Here is an 18,532-nt window from a genome sequence, read left to right as displayed (position 1 = left end):
GTGGAGGCTCGCGAGCTGGAAACTGCTGAAAAATCGACGTTGTGGACGGCTCAAATCCGAACCTGCCCGAAACGGCACCTGCAGAGCCGACGTTTCCGCAGGTAACGACGCTGCGGCACGTGCGGTTTTCGGAGCGTTGAGAAACGAGGCGTCTACAACGTCGATTTTTCAGCAAAAAAGCTCGCCGCAGCCTCCTCTGGAGCCGGCGCGGAGGCGAAGGGGCGGTATGGCGGACGTGCGCTCTGGCTTCCCGCGGGGCTTACCCCGCAGATAAGAAATGCGGGCTGTCCCTCAGAACGGGGCAGCCCGCGGCGTTACATGCGAGAAGCGTTTCCCTTACGGCAAAACACCCAGGTTGTAGGAGTTCATGAGGATGGCTGCGGCCTGCTCGCGGGTCACGACGTCACCGGGGGCCAGCACGCGCGTGCCGCCGTTGTCCTTACCGTTGATGATGCCCTCATCGACCGCCCACGTCACCGCCGGGGTGGCCCAGCTGCTTGTGGCACTATGGTCGGGCAGCGCGTTGAAGGCGCTGTCATCGGCTGCGGCGGTGTCTGCTTGGGTGAAGTTGGCGAGGATGGTCACGAGCTGCTCGCGGGTGATGGGGTCGTCGGGCTTGAACAGCGCGGATCCGTCTGCCTGGGTAAAGCCGTTGACCACGCCGTTCTCGACGGCCCAGTTAGCGGCGGAGGTGTACCACTCGCCGTTCTTGACATCGGACATGCCGGTCGTGTTGACGGCGTTTGGATCGGCGCCGTCGGGCTCGGCGATGCGGAAGAGCACCGTCACGAGCTGTGCACGTGTCATATCGTCGCCGATACCGAAGCGGTCGGAGCCGCTGTAGCCGGTAATGAGCCCGTTGCTCGAGGCGAAGTTGACGGCTTCGGCATACCACTGCGTCTCGTCCACATCGGAGAAGGGGCTCTCGTCGGTCACGGTCAGGAAGATGTCGATCTGCAGTCCACCGGAGACGCCGGTGATGGTGACGTCGCCCGGAGCAAGCGCAATGAGCGTGCCGTCAGGTTCGACCGTCATGATGCTCTCGTCGGATGACGTCCACGTAAAGCTGTCGGCGTTGATGAAGTAGCTCGTGTTCCATCCCTGCTCACCGGCGTTGATGCCCTGCAGGATGATGGGATTGCGAGAACCGCGCGGCATGAACGCGGTGTCGTCGGTCTGCTCGACACCGGGGATACCGACGGCGATCTGAGGGTTGATGTGGCCCGTGTACACTTCGACCGGGTGCGCAACATCGATGTTGGCAGGTTGGGTGGCGGCGGTGCCGGCGCTGGGGCTGAAGCACTGGACCCAGTACAAGGCGCCATCCTGAGCCTGGAAGCAACCGACGCCGATGCTCGCATAGCTCGAGTTCATGATGTTCTCGCGGTGGCCCGTAGAGTGCATCCAGTCGTCCATGACCTCAGCGGCGGTCCACTGGCCCGTCGCGATGTTCTCGCCGAACATCTTGCTGGAGGCGGTGAAGCACACCGTGCCGTTCGGACGCGTGTGGCTGTAGGACACGACGGTCTCGGCGGCGCGCTGCATGGCGACCGCGAGCAGCTCGGCATCCATGGTAAGCGGCCTGAGTCCCTCTGCCGTGCGATGCTGGTTCACGATGTCCAGCACCTCGAACGCCTCGTCGTAGAGGTCGGTGCCGGGGATATTGAGCGTGGTGTAGGTTGCCTGCAGGTCGATGTTAGATGCTATCTGATCGTCAGCGGTGCGGACGATCGGCTCGGCAATGGAGGTGCTTTGCGGCTGAGCGCTCGCCAAAGCTGGCGTGAGGGCCAGCACGGCGGCAAGCGCGATCGCCAAGATGCGCGGTCGTTTCATGGGGATGCTCCTTCCTGTTGTCCATGCCCCCTGAGAAGCGTAAGGGGGTTATTTCATGATGCGCGCGAAACCAGGTGCGCTGTTGCGCAACATGGGCGAAAGGGCGATTTTTAGGCGGAAGCGGAAGGGAGGGCGGTGGCGCGTAGGGGTGTGGCGCGACAGGTTGCCAGGGAGCATCGACGCGGCGATCGCGAAGCTGTTTTGCCACGGGTGCTCCAACGCTCCATGCGGCGGGCGATCGACTTGCTACCATGGCACGCGAGGGAAGGGAGCGAGCCCATGGAATCCGTCCAGCTGCGCTATACGTACGAGAACCCGCATGCCAACCTCAAGCTTGAGCACTACGTGTACTGTATCGGGTCGTACCACTACAACTGGCATACGGATTTCGAGCTGCTCGTGGTCCTCAAGGGATCCGTGGAGCTGTGCGTCAGCGGCGCGCGCCATATCCTGAAAGAAGACGACATGGTCCTCATCAATCCCAACGAGGGGCATGCGACGCTGGGGCTCGGGCGGGGCAATATCGCCATGGTGCTCCATATCGACCCCGTGTTCTTCAAGGGCTATTTCGGCGAGGACGACTTCATCCGCCTGGAGCTCGTGTCGGACGAGTCGACGAGAAACGAGGCGCGCTTCGCCGTCATCCGCCAGTGTCTGGCCCAGATGATGGTGCTGAACGTCCGGCGCGAGCCGGCGAGCCGGCTGCGCTACGATGCGTTGCTCTACCGCCTGATGTCGGCGGTCGTTCCCATCGACCAGGTGCCTGACGAGCGGGGCCGCGCCTATCGCATCGACCGGCGCGGCAAAGATGCGGTGAGCAGGCTCGTGGCCTACATCGATGACAACTACCGCGAGCGCATCACGCTGGCGGATCTTGCCGCAAAGACCGGATACAACACGAGCTACATTTCGCAGCTGTTCAAGGGCAAGCTCGGGATCAATTTCTCGGAGTACCTGCTGCGCGTGCGTCTGTCGGCGGCAACGGCCGAGCTGTCGGCAAGTGACGCCCGCATCAGCGATATCGCGGCGGCTCATGGTTTTGCGGACCTCAAGTCGTTCAACGCGGCGTTTCGCAAGACGTTCGGCAAGACGCCCGCCGAGTACCGCGGGCTGCTATCTGATGATAACCGCGCGGGCGATGCCGCGTTCAAGCAGGTATTCGTATCGGCAGACGACGAGTATGTGGGCGCGAAGCTCGCGGACTACATGGCTGCGGGGGCAGGGCAAGACGCGTACGACAGCGCGCCCCGTGCCGATCGGGATCAGATCCGCGCGCTGCACGAGGTGGCGCAGGCGGCTCGGGAAGCCCGCGCGCTTCTGGACGAGGCACTCGCTCGAATGGGGACCGAGGCGTAAAACCGCAATCGCGCCGCCTTTTCCCACGATCATGCCGTTCACCGGGCACAATTAACCGTTCGCGGCGTGCTATCGGAATGCGCCAGATTTCGATTTCTAAAACATCGCCGTAGGGGAAATCTTTAGGTCCCTGCACGGCGCATCCCATGGGAAAAAACGAGGGGTGCGCAGCGAACGCGCAGGTAAAGAGGTGCAGCCCTACGGTCTGCCGACTTTATGCTCCCCGTGGCTCCGAATGCGCCGCAACAGTGCTCCCGGTCTGTTCGTCCGTGCCTGCCGACCCTTGATAATCGGAAGGCGCCGCGTGCGCCGAAACCGTACCCTTCATGGTGTCGAGAGGCGGGAAACACCTCAGGTGACCTGCTGAAACAGCACAGATAAAGGGAGGTTGAGTCAAGGTGGAGAGAAGTGAGAACTTGGAGCGGTTGACCAACATCGTCTCCGACTTCACGAGCCTGGTGGGCAAGCGCCTGCCGGACGACGTCACGGCCAAGCTCAAGGAGCTGGCGGCGACGGAAACGAATCCCATGGCGCAGATGATCTATCACACCATGGCGGCGAATCAGGAGAAAGCCTGGGAGCTCAACAGGCCGTCGTGCCAGGACACGGGCCTCATCCAGATGCTCGTGAGCGTGGGCAGCAAATTCCCCTACATCGACGAGCTCGCCGATGTGCTCAAGGAGGCCGTCTTCCGCGCGACGAAAAAGGCGCCGCTGCGCCACAACACCGTCGAGACGTTCGACGAGAAGAACACCTACACCAACGTCGGCACCAAGTCTCCGTGGCTGTACTGGGACATCGTTCCGGGCGACGACAAGGTCAAGATCCACGTCTACATGGCCGGCGGCGGCTGCTCGCTGCCCGGCTCGGGCAAGACCTTCATGCCCGGTGAGGGATACGAGGCGGTCGTGAAGTTCGTGCTCGACCTCATGACCTCCTACGGCCTGAACGCCTGCCCGCCGCTCATGGTCGGTATCGGCATCGGCACCTCGATCGACTCGGCGGCCTACATGTCCAAGCTCGCGCTCATGCGCCCGGTGGGCAGCCGCAACGAGAATGCGCTCGCGGCCCAGCTCGAGGAGGAGCTGGTCGAGGGCATCGACAAGATCGGCCTCGGCCCGCAGGGTCTCGGCGGCACGAAGTCCGTCATGGACGTCCACATCGAGAACTCCGCGCGCCATCCGTCCGTCCTGTCCTGCGCGGTCAACGTGGGCTGCTGGTCGCATCGCCGCGGCACCATCGTGATCGATTCCGACCTGAACTACGAATTGCTTACGCACAAGGGGGTTGAGCTGTGAAAAAGGTACTCCATACGCCGATTTCCGCAGAGGATCTGAAAGACATCCACGTCGGCGACGTCATCTATCTGACCGGACACATCACCACCTGCCGTGACGTTGCGCACCGTCGCCTGATCGAGCTCGGCCGCGAGCTTCCCATCGATCTTGACGGAGGCGCCATCTTCCACGCCGGCCCCATCGTGCGCAGCACGAAAAACGAGGACGGCACCGAGACCCATGAGATGATCTCGCTCGGCCCCACCACCTCCATGCGCATGGAGAAGTTCGAGAAGGAGTTCATCGAGCAGACCGGCGTCAAGGTCATCGTGGGCAAGGGCGGCATGGGTCCCAACACCGAGGCGGGATGCAAGATCGGCCCCGCCATCCACTGCGTGTTCCCTGCTGGCTGCGCGGTGCTCGCCGCCACCGAGGTGGAGGAGATCGAGGACGCCAACTGGCGTGAGCTCGGCATGCCCGAAACCCTGTGGACCTGCCGCGTGAACGAGCTCGGTCCCCTGATCGTCTCCATCGACGCCGAGGGCAACAACCTGTTCGAGCAGAACAAGGTGACCTACAACGAGCGCAAGGAGGCCGTGCTCACCGACCTGTACGACAAGGTCCACTTCATCAAGTAGTCTCTCCTTTTTGATGCGGAAGGGGCTTTGCGCCCCTTCCGGAAACCCCGCTGCGCGTCAACGCTTTCAAGGGTGCCCCGATCGGCCGCCCTCGCGCCGGATGCGCCCCGCGATGGGGCACCGGGCGCCGAATGAACCGATCGCCGGCCCCGCTCTTTTCCTTTCCACAACGAAATAACGTGCATGACGTAGGAGGTGTATACCCCTTGCTGACCTTTTTGGCTTTTGCCATGATCGTGAGCTTCATCGTCCTGCTTTCGATGAAGAAGCTCTCGGTATTCAACGCGCTCACCCTGGTGCCGCTCGTGTTTGGCGTCATCGCCGTGTTCGCAACCGGCGCCACCATGTCCGACCTGTTCTCCTGGATCAAAGATGGCATTTTCTACACGGTCGACTACGAGGGCCAGAGCACATCGATGGGCGTCATTTCGCCCGGTCTGACCATCCTGTTCTCGATCCTGTACTTTGACCTCATGCTCGGCGTCGGCCTGTTCGACCCCGTCGCGGCCTTCTTCATCAAGATGGCCAAGGGCGATCCGCTGAAGGTGCTCATGTTCTCCGTGATGGCCGCCTCGGTCGTATCGTTTAACGGCGATACGACAACCACGATCATCATCTGCACCTCGGCGTTCATCAACCTGTACCGGCAGATGGGCCTGAAGCTCATCTACCTGGCGATCGTCATCGTGGCGCCCATCGGCATCTGGAACCAGCTCCCGTGGGGCGGTCCCACCATCGCGTCGGCGACCGCGCAGGGCATCGAGGTCAACGAGCTGTTCGCCACCTTGCTGCCGAGCCTGCTGACCGCGCAGGTCGCCGTGATCGCCATCACGTACCTGCTCGGTAAAAAGGAGCGCAAGCGCTTGGGCTGGTCCGCTGAGGATGCCAAGGCCGTGTCGCCCGAGCAGCTCGACCAGATGATCGCCGCCGTGCGCGATAAGGACGTCGAGCTCAAGCGCCCCAAGCTGTTCGCGTTCAACCTTGTCCTGACCCTTGTCGCCGTCGTCCTGCTCATCCAGGGCGAGATCCACGGCTCGATCATTTTCATGCTGGCTTCGGCCATCGCGCTGGTGGTGAACTATCCCAAGGTGGAGGAGAGCTCGCAGCGCCTGGAGGATCTAGCTGCCGACGTGCTGCCCACGGCCGTGATCACCTTGGGCGCGGGCGTGTTCTCCGGCGTGCTGACGGGTTCGGGCATGGCCACGGCGCTGGCGAACTTCATCGCCGGCATCATCCCGACGCAGCTGTCGAGCCATATGGCGCCCATCTACGCGGTCATCGCCACGCCCGCCGTGTGCTTCCTGCCGCAAGATGCGTTCTACTTCGGTATCGCGAGCGTGATGAAAGACGTCATGGCGCAGTTCGGCATCAGCGCCACGCAGGCGGCGGTCGCCTCCATGGTCGGTCAGTCGTTCCGCCTGGTGAGCCCGGTCATCCCCGCCCTGTACATGCTGTGCGGCGAGTGCAAGCTCAACTTCACGGACTTCATGAAGGAGTACGGCAAGTACTACGGCATCGCGCTGCTCGTTTTGTACCTGGTGGTGTACGGCGTCGTCGGTGCGCTGCCGTTTTAGGGAAACTCCGACCGCTTCATTCGACGCCGTGGGGCGCCTGCCGCGAAAGCGATGGACCGGTGGTCCCCCGGGGTATCTTTACAATGCTCTCCCTTTTCCGTGGCGGGGTGCGCAAGCACCCCGCTTGCTTGCGTTGACGGCGGGTACCGCTACTTCGCTCGTTCCGTCTGCGGGGCGCGGTTCACGATGACGATGCCCGCCGTGATGAGGACGAGCGCGACGGCGGTCTGCTGCCAGGGCAGGGTCCCCGCCTCGCCGAGCAGGATGCTTGAGAGGATGACGCCGAAGATGGGGTTCATGAACCCAAAGATCGCGACGCGCGACGTGGGGTTGTATTTGAGCAGGACCGACCACAGCGAATAGGCGATTCCTGATACGAACGCCAGGTAAATCAACATGCCGACGCCGGCCGGATCGATATGGGGGATGCGCCCGCCCATGCACGCGCCCGCCCCGGCGAGAACCAGGCCGCCGAGCACGAACTGGTATCCGGACAGCGCCACGGGGTTTTCGCGCTGCGAGTAGATGCGGATAAGCGAGGAGGACACGGCATAGGACAGCGACGCGACGAGGATGAACCCCTCGCCCGTGAGCGTCATGGCGCCGCCGAGATCGCCGGTGAGGTTCACGAGCACGACGCCGGCGAACCCGATCAGGCAGCCTGCGAGCTTGCGGGTCGTCATGCGCTCCTGGCGGAACACGAGCGTGGCCACAAGGATGGTGAGAAAGGTGCTCGATGCGTTGACGATGGTGCCCTTGACGCCCGACGCATGGGAGACGCCGATATAGAAGAACGCGTACTGGACGATGGTTTGCGCGAGGGAGAGGCGCACGACCATGCCGAGCGAGCTGCGTTTGATGCGGACGGGCCTGCGCTCGGCGATCGATGCCGCCGTGAGTGCGATGACGCCGGCGAGAGCGAAGCGCAGCCCGGCGAACAGGAGCTCGGAGGGCACGTCGGCCGAGGAGATGCCGAGCATCCGGCAGCCGATCTTTATGCAGGGGATGGCGCTGCCCCACAGCGCGCAGCAGACCATGGCAAGCAGGCACACGCACCAGGTGCGGGTAAGAAGGGGGCGTTTCTGCACGTTCATGGGCTATCTCCTCGCGGTACGGTCAAACGTGCCCATGGTAGCACGCGGCATGCGGGCGCGTCGGACAGGCGCGACTGCGAAACCATACCAGACGATAACCGGGCTATGATTTATACCGTAAGGACAATGGAGTATTCTGAGGGAAGCTCTGGCCAATTCATTCCGCGCCGGACGTCCCCGTGCCGGACGCCTGCGGGCTCAGGCTGCGTCGGCGCAGCTCAACTGCGCCTTCCCCGCCTTCGTGCTCATCTGCCTCATCGCGGCGGCACGGCGCGTGAAGGTGATCGGTCGGCGGTGCTCTCATCGAGGGCCCTTTATCTCTGTAGGCTATAGGTTGCGGGCGGTTGGCGTTATGGAACAGGGAAGCATGCTGGAACAGGAAGACGGGGAGTCCGGCTCGGGTCGTTTGAGCGCGCGGCAGCTGCGCATCGTGGCCACGCTCGGGTTCTGCGGGCTCGTGTCGGCGGCGGATAACTGGTTCGTCTCGCCTGCCCTCCCGGCGATCGCGCAGACGCTCGCCGTGGCGCCGGCCGCCGCTGCGGTCGTGCTGACCGCGTATCTTGTTCCCTACGGCGCCCTGCAGCCGGTCTGCGGCGCGCTGGGCGACACCGTGGGGCGCCTGAAGCTGCTGCGCATCATCGTGCTCGGCCTTTGCGTGGGGACGCTGCTGTGCGCGGCGGTCCCGAGTCTGCCGGCACTGGTGCTTGCGCGCATCCTGACCGGCTGTTTCGCTGCCGGCATCATATCGGTGTCTCAGGCGTTCGTGGGGGATGTGGTAGGTCAGCGCAACCGTGCGGGGGCGGTCAGCATCCTCATGGGGATCACGTTTACCGGGCAGGGGCTGTCTGCCGGTCTCGGCGGCATCCTGACGGATGCGGTGGGCTGGCGCGCCGCGTTCGTCTCGTTCGGCCTGCTCGCCGCCCTCGCCTGGCTGCTGTTGTTCACGCTGCGCGAGCCTGCGCCGCGTCATCGCGATGGCATCGAGACCGCCGCTCATGTGGGCGTGCGAAAGCGCCCCGTGCTCGGATTCATGCGGGCGGCGCTTCGCCTGTTTTTCGGCCCGCACTGCGCGGTCTTTTTCCTCGCCTGCACGACGGGCGTTCTGTTTTTGGGCGTGTACGGCCTGATGGGGACGTTTCTGAACGAGGCGTGCGGCCTTTCCTCCACGCAATCCGGCCTGGTCATGATGATGTACGGCGTGTTCTGCCTCGTGGGAGGCTCCTGCTCGGGTGCGCTGGGTGCGCGCAAGGGGCTGCCGGGTGTGATTGCGGTGGGGGAGGCCTCCGGTATCGCGGCGGCCGTGCTGCTTGCGGCATCCGCCGTCACGGCGTCGTGGGTGCCGGCGCTGGGTGCTGCCGGCTGCCTGGGTCTGGGCTACATCCTCGTGCAGCCGACGCTCGTGACCCTATCCATGGACGCCGACCCCGATCAAGCGGGGTTGTGTACGGGGTTGATTGGATTCGGCGTGTTCGTGGGAGGCGGCATCGGGTCCGCGGTCGGCAGCATGGTGCTTGCAGCGGGCGGGTATCCCGTGCTGTGGGGTGTCGCGGCCCTCGCCCTGCTCGCCCAGCGCTTGGTGAGCTCGCGCGTGCTCTCCTGAAGCGCCGACCAGCGGTACCGCCCTCCTCTCAATTGCGTCGGAGAGCCCCGTATGTCGCACTCCGTGGGGAAAGTGGCTAGAAATTTCTGTTTTGCTGTCGCCGAGCCGGGATGGAGGGGTCGGGAGCCCGTCGCCGGCATCGATTTCTCCCCGGCAACGTCCGATTCGGGGGTCTGGTGGATCGGAAACCGACTTCCAAATGGTCAATACAGCCAAGACGGCTCCTCCGGACATCTCCGCCGCGCCCGGCTGACAGCAAAACAGAAATTTCTAGCCACTTTCGCTCGGAGAGGGGCGCGGCCGGGGCGGCACCCGCTGCGGGGAGCTGCGGCCGGCGTCGCTCATGTAGGTTTTTCGACTCTCAGCGAGACTATTTCTTGCCGAACAGGCTGCCCAGCCCCTCGGCGATTCCCGACAGCGGGGAGTTCTCGAGCATGCCGCCCAGATTGCCGGCGATGCCGCTCAGATCGAGATTGCCCAGATCGAGTCCCTCGGGGAGCTGGAAGTCCCCGCCCATGACGGTTTCCTTGATCTGGTCGACGACGCCTGCGAGGTCGGCGCCTTCGAGCTTGTTGCCCGTAATGCCCTCGATGGCCGCCGCAGGGTCGGCGATGAAATCCTTGATGGCTTCGGGGCTGTTGCCCAAAGCTCCCATAACCTGATCGGCGATAGCCTTGATATCCATGATGTTCCTTTCGGTTGGCAACAGGGGCGCTGGCACGCCCACTATATCGGGTTTGAGCTGCCGTGCGTACCCTCCCAACCACATATTGAACATCGGAAGTCCATAACGAACTTCGGCGGTGCGAAAGGCAACGTTGGAGCGATACGAATATATAAATAACGAAAAGAAGAACTATGACAATATGAAATAGTGTACTAATAGTCTATACTAGCAAAACAAAATATGAACTGAATAGCAGTTCATAGTGTTATTGCGGAGGTGGACGATGCAGTACGAGATTGTGAGCAAGGCATATCCGGTGGTCGTGTGCCATCTGGGGCCGGGAGAGCAGATGAAGACGGAGCGCGGGTCCATGGTGTGGATGGATTCGTGGATCGATATGGCCACCAAGACCGGAGATATCGGCGGCGTGTTCGAGCGCGTGCTGACCGGTGAGAGCATCTTCCAAAACGTGTATACCGCCACACGGCCGGGCAAGGTGGCCTTTGGATCCAGTTTTCCCGGTCGCATCGTCCCCATCGCCATCGCGCCCGGACGCGAGTTCATCGTGCAGAAGATGGGCTTTCTCGCATCGGAGATGGGCGTCGAGCTGTCCATGCATGTGAACCAGCGCATCGGCGGAGGCTTCTTTGGCGGCGAGGGGTTCATCATGCAGCGCCTATCGGGGTGCGGCACGGCGTTCATCGAGGTCGACGGCGATCTTGTGAGCTATGAGCTTGCTGCCGGCGAGCAGCTTGTCGTCAACACGGGCAACGTGCTGGGGTTCACGGCGGGCGTGACGCTCGACATCCAGGCGGTCAGGGGCGGAATGAATCTAGTGTTCGGAGGCGAGGGCGTGTTCAACACGGTGCTTACGGGTCCGGGGACCGTGTGGCTGCAGACCATGCCCATGGCGAGCCTGGTCGATGCGATCCTGCCGAGCCTAAAGGCCAACAAGCGCTAGATCAATGCAAATTGGGGGATGTACCTTCAGCGTGCACTCTGCGCATGGGGGATGTATTCTCTACATGTAGAAATACATGTAGAAGATATATTTCCCACACGCAACAGTGCACGCCGAAGGTACGTCCCCCAATTTGCACAATCAAAACACTTACGAGATCGGTAAAAACTTGGTAGGGTGGGTACCACAGCTGCCCCATAGAACATACGTAAAGCTGGCGTGCCCGCGCGAATCGGTACGCCGGCTTTTTTCATGCCGGTCAGCTGCGGTATATCCGTCGAGAAAGGAAACGCCTACACATGCCAACCAACAAACGAGAAAGCCTGATCTTCACCATCATCATGTGCTTCTGCATGGTGCTCTGGATGTCGGTCTACAACGTCGCCCGCGTCCACGGCTGGGACTTTGGGCCCAGCACGGTGGCGAGCGCCTGGCTGGGCTTCCCGCTTGCGTATCTGGTCGCGATGCTGCTCGATGTCCTCATCGCCAGCCGCTTTGCCAAGTGGTTCGCCTTCAGGTTCCTGGTGACGCCGGGCGTGAGCTCGCCTCGCGCGATCACGCTGGCCATCAGCGGCATGATGGTGGCTCCCATGGTCCTGCTCATGTCGCTCTACGGTGCCCTCGAGGCGTTTTCCCACGTGGGCAACCCCGCGATGATCCTGCCCGCATGGATCTCGAACATCCCGTGGAACTTCATCGCCGCGCTGCCGTGGAACCTGCTTGTTGCGGGTCCCATCGCGCGCTGGCTGTTTCGCTGCGCGTTTCCCGAGGGTACAGTGCTGGCGGAGCCTCAGGTGTCCTAAGGGAAACGCCGATCGATTCACGCGGCGCCCGCCCGCTTCTCGTCCAAGACCCCCGTCGCGCACAGCGCGGGGGCATCGAGGGAGGAGCGGGCGGGCTTTTGCCGTAAGGGGCAGACGGGGCTACCCTTGTGCGCGGGCCTCCATGATGAGCATCTGGAGGCGGTTCTCGATGTTCGCCTGGCTCGTGTCGGGATCGTAGTCGAGCGGCAGGATCGAGACGTCGGGATAACGCTCCTTCAGGCTCTTGACGATGCCGCGCCCCACGATGTGGTTGGGCAGGCACCCGAACGGCTGCAGGATGATGAACGCGCGGCATCCCCGCTCGGCATGGTGCAGGATCTCCGCGGGGATGAGCACGCCCTCGCCCGCGTCGAACGTGTGATGGACGATGTCGTCGCTCGCGCGGACCAGCTCCGGCATGCGCTCGGGCGGCTCGTAGAGCGGGTGCTTGCAGGCAATGCGGTCGGCCGCGCTCTGGGCGAACTCGAACACGTCGTCGGACAGCGCCCATTCCGCCTTCTGCGCGAACGGCTTGTGGATGCCGTATTCGCGCACCTGAGCGTGCTTGTAGAAATACGTCTTGCGGATGACATCGGTCATGCGCGCCTCGATGACCTCGAAGCCGTTGCGCTCCAGGTACAGCTCGATGTCGCGGTTGGCGCCCGGATGGAAGTTGAGCAGGTATTCGCCGACGATCAGCACGGTCGGACGCGGGTGGGAGCGGTCGATCTCCACCTCCGACATCACCTGGATGCCGCGACGGAAGCCGGCGAGCCCTCCGCGTACGCCGCGCCGTTTGATGCCCTCCATCACGTGGTCGAGCGCGATCTCGAAGGCACGATCGGACGCGCCGGGCTCCTTCTCATAGGGGCGCATCTTGCGCAGCAGCTCTTCGAGCGCGTCGATCATCGGCAGGCCGTGCGCGATGCGAAGCGCAGTGGCGGGGCTCATCTTGATGCCCGGGTGCAGGTTGTGGTCGTCGGCGGTATCGTTGGTGACGATGGGGATCTGCGCGAAGCCGGCGTCGTCGAGCGCCTTGCGCAGCAGGGCCGAATAGTGCGTAAGGCGGCAGTCGCCCACGTACTTGGCCATCATGACCGCGGTATGGTCCAGGTCGTAGCGCCCGCTCATGAGCGCGTCGAGCACCTCGCCGATCACGATCTGCGCGGGGAAGCAGATGTCGTTGTGCACGTAGCGCTTGCCCAGGCGGATGGCGTTCTCGCGGCCGAGGTCCAGCGACGCCGTCTTCAGGCCCTGCTTGGCGAATGCGGCGGCCATGAGGCGCGAGAACGCATGCGAGGTGTTGGGCACGAGCACGGTATAGGTGTCGCGCTCCTCGCGGGTGAACTTGACAGGATACGGATCGGGAAGCTCGCGCACCTCATCCATATCGGCATCGCCGCGGGCGCGGCGGATACGCGTCGTCTCCAGGAAGGAGCGGACGCGGATGCGCAGGGCGCCCTCGGCCGCGCTCTCATCGACTTTGAGCAGCAGGGGCCGTTTGGCCGAGACCTCGTGCATGAGGCGCGCCGCCTCGTCTGCCAGGTAGGCGTCATGGCCGCAGCCGAAGCTCGCGATCTGCGCGAACTCGAGGCAGTCGGTGCGCGCGGCGATGAGCGCGCACGACAGGATGCGCGCATGGTAGTTGTTGGCGATGTCCAGACGGCTTTGCGTGAGGTCGACCTCGCGCATGCCGGGAACGGAATCCGCGGTGAGCACGGGGACGCCCTGCTCGATGAACATGCCCGGCAGGTTGTGGTTGACCAGCGGGTCGGTTTGGTAGGGGCGCGCCGCCAGGACCACGCAGGTGCCGCCGCGCTCCTGAACCTGCTCGAGCACCTCCGCGCCGCGCGCCTCGAGCTCATCGGAGAACGCCGCCTGCGCGCGGTCGGCTTCCGCCAGGGCCTCGTGCGTCGCCTCGGCGGGGATATTGAAGGTCGAGGTGAGGTACTGCACGAGCTGGTGCTCGCGGTCCTCGGCGGTGTACCAGTGGAACAGCGGGGAGTCGAAGGGGATGTCGAAGCGCTTGGCGGGGTTATCCGAGGAACGGATGACCATGGGGTAGCCCTTGACCACCGCGCACATGGACTCGGCGGTCTCGGCGGTGCCCTCGGGCGTCACCGTGGTGATGATGGGCATGAAGATGCGGTCGACGTGCTTGTCCGCAAGGTCGCGGATATGCCCGTGCACGAGCTTCGCCGGGAAGCAGATGGTGTCGGAGCTCACGGCGGAAAGGCCGCGCTCGTACATCTTGTGCGAGCTCATGGCGGAGAGCACGACGGTGAAGCCGAGCGATTCGAGAAGCGCGGTCCAGAAGGGCGCCGAATCCCAGATGGCGAGCACGCGCGGGATGCCGATGCGGATGCCGTTGTCGGGAAGGATCTGCTTGTGGTCGCGCTTGGCGAACAGCAGCCGCGTGCGTTCCTCGAACAGGTTGGGGACGTTCGAGATGGCCGCCGCGGCCTGCTTGGCGCGCTCGCGCACGGCGTGGTCGTGGGGGTCGCCGATGACCTCGCCGCGCGAGCAGCGGTTTCCGGTCACGTAGCGGTCTCCCGTCGAGAAGCTGATGATGGTGCGGTTGCAGTGGTTTCCGCAGAACGGGCAGGTCACGTTGCCCTCGCGCGTGAAGGTGAGGTCGCGGACGGCATCGAACCCGATGAAGGACGAGACCGGCTCCTCGGCCGCATCGCCCCGGGCGTCCTCGAGCTGCTCCTTGGCGAGCAGCGCGGCGCCGATCGCGCCCATCAGGCCGGGATAGGGGCTGCGCGTGACCTCGCGGCCGACGTACTGCTCGAAAGCGCGCAGCACGGCGTCGTTCGCGAACGTGCCGCCCTGAACCACGATGTGCTCGCCCAGCGCATCCATGTTCGGCACGCGGACGACCTTGGTGAAGACGTTCTCGATGATGGAGCGGCACAGGCCGGCCATGATATCGGCGGGCGTCTTGCCGTCGCGCTGCTCGGAGATCACGCTGCTCGTCATGAACACCGTGCAGCGGCTTCCGAGCGCCGCGGGACTGCTGGACGAGAAGGCCGTCGACGCGATGTCCTTGACCGGGATCTTGAGCGAGCGCGCGAAGTTCTCGAGGAACGAGCCGCAGCCCGACGAGCACGCCTCGTTGACGATGACGTCGGTGATGACGCCGCGGTCGACCCACATCGCCTTCATGTCCTGGCCGCCGATGTCCAGGATGAACGTCGCGTCGGGGCAGTAGGCGAGGGCCGCGCGGGCGTGCGCGACCGTCTCGACGGTGTGGTAGTCCGCGCCGAATGCGCGCGCGAACATCTGCTCGCCGTAACCGGTGGTGCCCAGCGCGCGCACCTCGAGCGTCACGCCGCGTTCGGCGTAGCGATCGCGAAGCTCGTTGATGGCCTCGCGGGCGACATCGATGGGCTCTCCCTGGTTCGAGGCGTAGAACGAGTCGATGGGCGTGCCGGATTCGTCGAGCAGCACGAGCTTGGTGGTCGTGCTGCCGGCGTCGATGCCCATATAGACCGGCAGCACGTCGCCGCCGATGAGTCGGGGCGGCTCGATGGGCTTGAGAGCGCAGCGCTCCTCGAACGCACGGCGCTCCTCGTCGGATGAGAAGAACGGCGGAACCGCGGCATGGTGGCGCAGGGGGTGCTCGGCCATCCCGTCAAGGGAGGCCGCGACCTCCTTGAGATCGCGCGGCAGCCCCGCATCCTTCTCGTTTCCGCTGCGCGCGAGCCAAAGCGCCGCGCCGCGCGCCACGATCGTCTCGGAATGCTCGGGGATGATGACCTGGTCGGGATCGAGCCCCAGGCGCTCGGCGAACACGCGCACGAGGGTGCGGTTGAACGTGAGCGGGCCGCCCTGGAACACCACGGGCGGATCGATATCCAGGCCCTGGGCGAGTCCGCCGACCGTCTGCTTGACCAGGGCGTGGAACGTCGACAGGGCGATGTCCTCCTTGGCGACGCCCTGGTTGAGCAGCGGCTGGATGTCGGTCTTTGCGAAGACGCCGCATCGGCCCGAGATCTCGTAGACCGTGGTGCCGCGGGAGGCGAGGGACTCGAACTGCTCGGTGGCGACGCCCAGCACCGAGGCGATCTCATCGATGAACGCGCCCGTGCCGCCCGCGCACGTCCCGTTCATGCGCATGTCGTCCACGCGCGACGTGCCGTGGTAGGGGTCGGTCTTGAAGAAGATCATCTTGGCGTCCTGGCCGCCGAGCTCGATGACGGTGCGCGCCTGCGGGTACAGGGTCTGCACGGCGTTGGCGCCGGCGACGACCTCTTGGACGAAGGGGGCGCCGCACGCCTCGGCGATGGGGGCCGAGCCCGATCCCGTGACCGCCAGCAGAAACCTCCTGCCCGGAATCTCGCGTGCGACCGCGCGCAACGCAGATGCGGCGCACGCGGCTTGATGGGCGTGATGGCGCTCGTAGCTCGTGTAGAGCACTTCGTGCGTGGTCGGATCGACGACGACCGCTTTGACCGTGGTCGATCCGATATCCAGGCCGAGCAGTAGGGCCTCGGACGCGCAGGCGTTCTTGTGAGAAGAGCAGATAGGGGACTGGGGCATACGGACGAAACCTTCAATAATCTGTTGAGAATCGATGGGACAGAAAAATGCTACCCAATTGCGCTCGAAATGAAAGGGGGTCCAGCAAAACTACTTAGGTACAGTACAATCTCGTGGGGAAACCGTCGGACGCCTGTCTTGCGCCCAGCGGAGGGCGGCCGGCATCTGCCATCGGGGACGGGTGCGTTCGGCAGATGCATCCGCGCCTGACCCGGCGATTCGGGTACCAGTACTCTATATATGTCTTTGAGAGGGGAATACGATGGCCGGTGCCAAGGACATCATCATCGACTGCGACCCGGGCCAGGACGACGCGGTGGCGCTCCTGCTCGCGGTGGGCGACTCGCGTGTCAACCTGCTCGGCGTGACCACCGTGGGCGGCAACCAGAGCCTGCCCAAGGTGACACACAACGCGCGCGCGGTGCTGGAGGCCGCCCATGCCCGGGATGTCTGCGTGCACGCCGGAAGCGCCCGTCCCCTGGTGCGCCGGCTGCGCGTCGCGGCGGAGGTCCACGGGGAGACGGGCCTTGACGGCGTCCGCCTGCCCGAGCCGGTGCGCCCGCTCGACGAGGGCCATGCCGTCGTGTGGATCATCGAGACCGTCATGGCGCGCGAGCCGGGCACGGTAACGCTGGTCGCCCTGGGCCCGCTCACCAACATCGCGCTCGCGGCGCGCATGGAGCCGCGCATCGTCGAGCGGGTGCGCGAGGTCGTGCTCATGGGAGGCGCCGTTCACGAGGGGAACGCCTCGCCGGTCGCCGAGTTCAACATCGCGACCGATCCCGAGGCGGCGCATATCGTGTTCCACGAGGCGTGGCCGCTCACCATGGTCGGTCTCGACGTGACGCATCAGGCGCTGTGCACGCCGGAGGTGCAGCGGCGCATCGCCGGGCTGGGCAGCGATATCGCGTCCCATGTGTGCGGCATGATGGATTTCTTCCGACGCGCATACCGCGCCAACAGGGCCTTTCCGGATCCTCCCGTGCACGATCCGTGCGCTGTGGCCTATGTCATCGACCCCGGCGTCATGGAGGTTCGGCGCTGCCCGGTCGATATCGAGCTCGCCGGCATCGTGACGGCGGGCATGACCGTGGCGGATCTGCGCGGGCCCGAGCCCGACGCGCGCGCGTGCCATACGCAGGTCGGTCTGCGGCTCGACATCGAACGGTTTTGGAATCTGGTCGTCTCTGCCATCGAGGCAATCGGTTAGGAGCAGCTCATGGGACGAGTCATCGTGTTCGGCAGCCTCAACATGGACCTCAGCATCGCATGCGAGCGGATGCCGCGGGCGGGCGAGACCATCACGGGCGGCGATTTCCTCATCGGCGCGGGCGGCAAGGGCGCCAACCAGGCGTCGGCCGCCGCGCGCATGGGCGCCGAGGTACACATGATCGGGGCGGTTGGCGCCGACGTGTTCGGCGAGCGGCTCGTCGAGGGCCTGCGGGCGGACGGGGTCGGGTGCTCGCATGTAACCGAAGCGAAAGGGGCCACCACGGGCGTGGCGGTCATCACGCGCTGCGAGGGCGACAACCGCATCGTGCTCGACCCGGGGGCAAACCACCTGCTCGATGCCGATGCGGTCGCCCGGGCGCTCGACGGCCTGGTCGGCGGCGACGGAGCGGGGTCGGTGTTCCTCGTCCAGCTGGAGTGCGACGTGGCGGCCACGCTGGCGGCCCTGGTGTGCGCCCATCGGCTCGGCATGTGCACGGTGTTCAACCCGGCCCCGGCGTGCGAGCTGCCCGTCGAGGTGTGGCGGCACGTCGACGTCGCGTGCCTGAACGAGACCGAGTGCGAGGTCATCACGGGCACGGCTCCCGTGGACGACGAGAGCGCGCTTCACGCGATGGAGCTCATGAGGGCGTGGGGCGTGCGCACCGTTGCGCTGACGCTCGGCGCCAAGGGGTCGTTGGTGCTCGGCGATGGCGGCCTGATTCGATCCGTGCCGCCGAAGGTCGAGGTGGTCGACACCACGGGTGCCGGAGACACCTACATCGGCGCACTGGTCACCGGCCTTGCCGCCGGTCTTCCGCTGGAGCAGATCATATCCCGCGCAACCGAGGCGTCGGCTCTCGCCACGACCTATCTGGGCGCCCGCCCGCCCGCATAACGGGTTGGCTGGGGACGGGTTCGTTTCAACCCATGCCGACGCGACCGGTACCGATCGCCCCTTTCGTTATGTCGTCG

At 64.7% G+C, this 18,532-nt stretch carries 13 protein-coding genes; 9 read left to right on the top strand and 4 right to left on the bottom strand.

Features of this window, described 5'->3' with window-relative positions; translation table 11 throughout:
- Positions 1 to 336: 336 nt before the first annotated feature.
- A complete protein-coding gene (locus QVN30_RS02285; protein WP_289835277.1) occupies positions 337 to 1,833 on the bottom strand; it encodes an S-layer homology domain-containing protein in 1,497 nt (498 codons plus the stop codon).
- A gap of 279 nt (positions 1,834 to 2,112) precedes the next feature.
- On the opposite strand from QVN30_RS02285, the gene QVN30_RS02280 reads away from it, so the two are divergent.
- The 4 genes from QVN30_RS02280 to QVN30_RS02265 all read left to right on the top strand — a co-directional run bounded on the left by QVN30_RS02280 (position 2,113) and on the right by QVN30_RS02265 (position 6,678).
- Positions 2,113 to 3,189, top strand: a complete 1,077-nt coding sequence (locus QVN30_RS02280) for an AraC family transcriptional regulator (RefSeq protein ID WP_289835275.1) — start codon at positions 2,113 to 2,115, stop codon at positions 3,187 to 3,189.
- 416 nt (positions 3,190 to 3,605) lie between these two features.
- Positions 3,606 to 4,487 carry a L(+)-tartrate dehydratase subunit alpha gene (gene ttdA / locus QVN30_RS02275; protein ID WP_289835274.1) on the top strand — a complete coding sequence of 294 codons (882 nt, stop codon included), beginning with the start codon at positions 3,606 to 3,608 and terminating at the stop codon, positions 4,485 to 4,487.
- Positions 4,484 to 5,104 carry a L(+)-tartrate dehydratase subunit beta gene (ttdB, locus tag QVN30_RS02270; RefSeq protein WP_066829842.1) on the top strand — a complete coding sequence of 207 codons (621 nt, stop codon included), beginning with the start codon at positions 4,484 to 4,486 and terminating at the stop codon, positions 5,102 to 5,104. Before ttdA ends, ttdB begins: the two co-directional genes overlap by 4 nt.
- A 206-nt stretch (positions 5,105 to 5,310) precedes the next feature.
- Positions 5,311 to 6,678 carry a citrate:proton symporter gene (locus QVN30_RS02265; RefSeq protein ID WP_289835272.1) on the top strand — a complete coding sequence of 456 codons (1,368 nt, stop codon included), beginning with the start codon at positions 5,311 to 5,313 and terminating at the stop codon, positions 6,676 to 6,678.
- A 149-nt stretch (positions 6,679 to 6,827) separates the two neighbouring features.
- On the opposite strand, the gene QVN30_RS02260 is transcribed toward QVN30_RS02265, so the two are convergent.
- The gene (locus tag QVN30_RS02260; protein WP_289835270.1) at positions 6,828 to 7,772 is read right to left on the bottom strand and encodes a DMT family transporter; all 945 of its coding nucleotides are present in this window, start codon (positions 7,770 to 7,772) and stop codon (positions 6,828 to 6,830) included.
- Between the two features lie 367 nt (positions 7,773 to 8,139).
- Between QVN30_RS02260 and QVN30_RS02255 the strand changes: the two genes are divergently transcribed.
- Positions 8,140 to 9,372, top strand: coding sequence for an MFS transporter (locus tag QVN30_RS02255; RefSeq protein WP_289835269.1), 1,233 nt, complete (start codon positions 8,140 to 8,142; stop codon positions 9,370 to 9,372).
- Positions 9,373 to 9,742: 370 nt separating this feature from the next.
- On the opposite strand, the gene QVN30_RS02250 is transcribed toward QVN30_RS02255, so the two are convergent.
- A complete protein-coding gene (locus QVN30_RS02250) occupies positions 9,743 to 10,057 on the bottom strand; it encodes a hypothetical protein (protein WP_066829763.1) in 315 nt (104 codons plus the stop codon).
- Between the two features lie 265 nt (positions 10,058 to 10,322).
- Between QVN30_RS02250 and QVN30_RS02245 the strand changes: the two genes are divergently transcribed.
- Both QVN30_RS02245 and QVN30_RS02240 read left to right on the top strand, forming a co-directional pair.
- Positions 10,323 to 11,000: a TIGR00266 family protein gene (locus QVN30_RS02245; RefSeq protein ID WP_066829760.1), complete on the top strand. Its 678-nt coding sequence runs from the start codon at positions 10,323 to 10,325 to the stop codon at positions 10,998 to 11,000.
- 299 nt (positions 11,001 to 11,299) lie between these two features.
- Positions 11,300 to 11,803 carry a DUF2798 domain-containing protein gene (locus tag QVN30_RS02240; RefSeq protein ID WP_289835268.1) on the top strand — a complete coding sequence of 168 codons (504 nt, stop codon included), beginning with the start codon at positions 11,300 to 11,302 and terminating at the stop codon, positions 11,801 to 11,803.
- Between the two features lie 120 nt (positions 11,804 to 11,923).
- Here the strand turns inward: QVN30_RS02240 and QVN30_RS02235 are convergent, their stop codons facing one another.
- Complete coding sequence (locus tag QVN30_RS02235) at positions 11,924 to 16,348, bottom strand: acyl-CoA dehydratase activase (RefSeq protein WP_289835267.1); 4,425 nt, start codon at positions 16,346 to 16,348, stop codon at positions 11,924 to 11,926.
- Between the two features lie 262 nt (positions 16,349 to 16,610).
- Between QVN30_RS02235 and uriH the strand changes: the two genes are divergently transcribed.
- Both uriH and QVN30_RS02225 read left to right on the top strand, forming a co-directional pair.
- A complete protein-coding gene (gene uriH, locus QVN30_RS02230) occupies positions 16,611 to 17,558 on the top strand; it encodes a uridine-preferring nucleoside hydrolase UriH (RefSeq protein ID WP_289835266.1) in 948 nt (315 codons plus the stop codon).
- A 9-nt stretch (positions 17,559 to 17,567) separates the two neighbouring features.
- Positions 17,568 to 18,455, top strand: coding sequence for a ribokinase (locus QVN30_RS02225; RefSeq protein ID WP_289835264.1), 888 nt, complete (start codon positions 17,568 to 17,570; stop codon positions 18,453 to 18,455).
- Positions 18,456 to 18,532 lie beyond the last annotated feature (77 nt).

Origin of the sequence: Collinsella ihumii (assembly GCF_030385545.1) — a bacterium.
In the GTDB taxonomy this organism is placed as follows: domain Bacteria; phylum Actinomycetota; class Coriobacteriia; order Coriobacteriales; family Coriobacteriaceae; genus Collinsella; species Collinsella ihumii.
The sequence above is the reverse complement of the archived record's forward strand: the minus strand, read 5'-3'. Positions and strand labels throughout refer to the sequence as shown.

What these genes read in the sequence shown, in the direction of transcription:
- QVN30_RS02285 (WP_289835277.1), bottom strand. Translation starts at nt 1,833, where the DNA reads ATGAAACGACCGCGCATCTTGGCGATCGCGCTTGCCGCCGTGCTGGCC.
- QVN30_RS02280 (WP_289835275.1), top strand. Translation starts at nt 2,113, where the DNA reads ATGGAATCCGTCCAGCTGCGCTATACGTACGAGAACCCGCATGCCAAC.
- QVN30_RS02260 (WP_289835270.1), bottom strand. Translation starts at nt 7,772, where the DNA reads ATGAACGTGCAGAAACGCCCCCTTCTTACCCGCACCTGGTGCGTGTGC.
- QVN30_RS02255 (WP_289835269.1), top strand. Translation starts at nt 8,140, where the DNA reads ATGCTGGAACAGGAAGACGGGGAGTCCGGCTCGGGTCGTTTGAGCGCG.
- QVN30_RS02250 (WP_066829763.1), bottom strand. Translation starts at nt 10,057, where the DNA reads ATGGATATCAAGGCTATCGCCGATCAGGTTATGGGAGCTTTGGGCAAC.
- QVN30_RS02245 (WP_066829760.1), top strand. Translation starts at nt 10,323, where the DNA reads ATGCAGTACGAGATTGTGAGCAAGGCATATCCGGTGGTCGTGTGCCAT.
- QVN30_RS02240 (WP_289835268.1), top strand. Translation starts at nt 11,300, where the DNA reads ATGCCAACCAACAAACGAGAAAGCCTGATCTTCACCATCATCATGTGC.
- QVN30_RS02235 (WP_289835267.1), bottom strand. Translation starts at nt 16,348, where the DNA reads ATGCCCCAGTCCCCTATCTGCTCTTCTCACAAGAACGCCTGCGCGTCC.
- uriH (WP_289835266.1), top strand. Translation starts at nt 16,611, where the DNA reads ATGGCCGGTGCCAAGGACATCATCATCGACTGCGACCCGGGCCAGGAC.
- QVN30_RS02225 (WP_289835264.1), top strand. Translation starts at nt 17,568, where the DNA reads ATGGGACGAGTCATCGTGTTCGGCAGCCTCAACATGGACCTCAGCATC.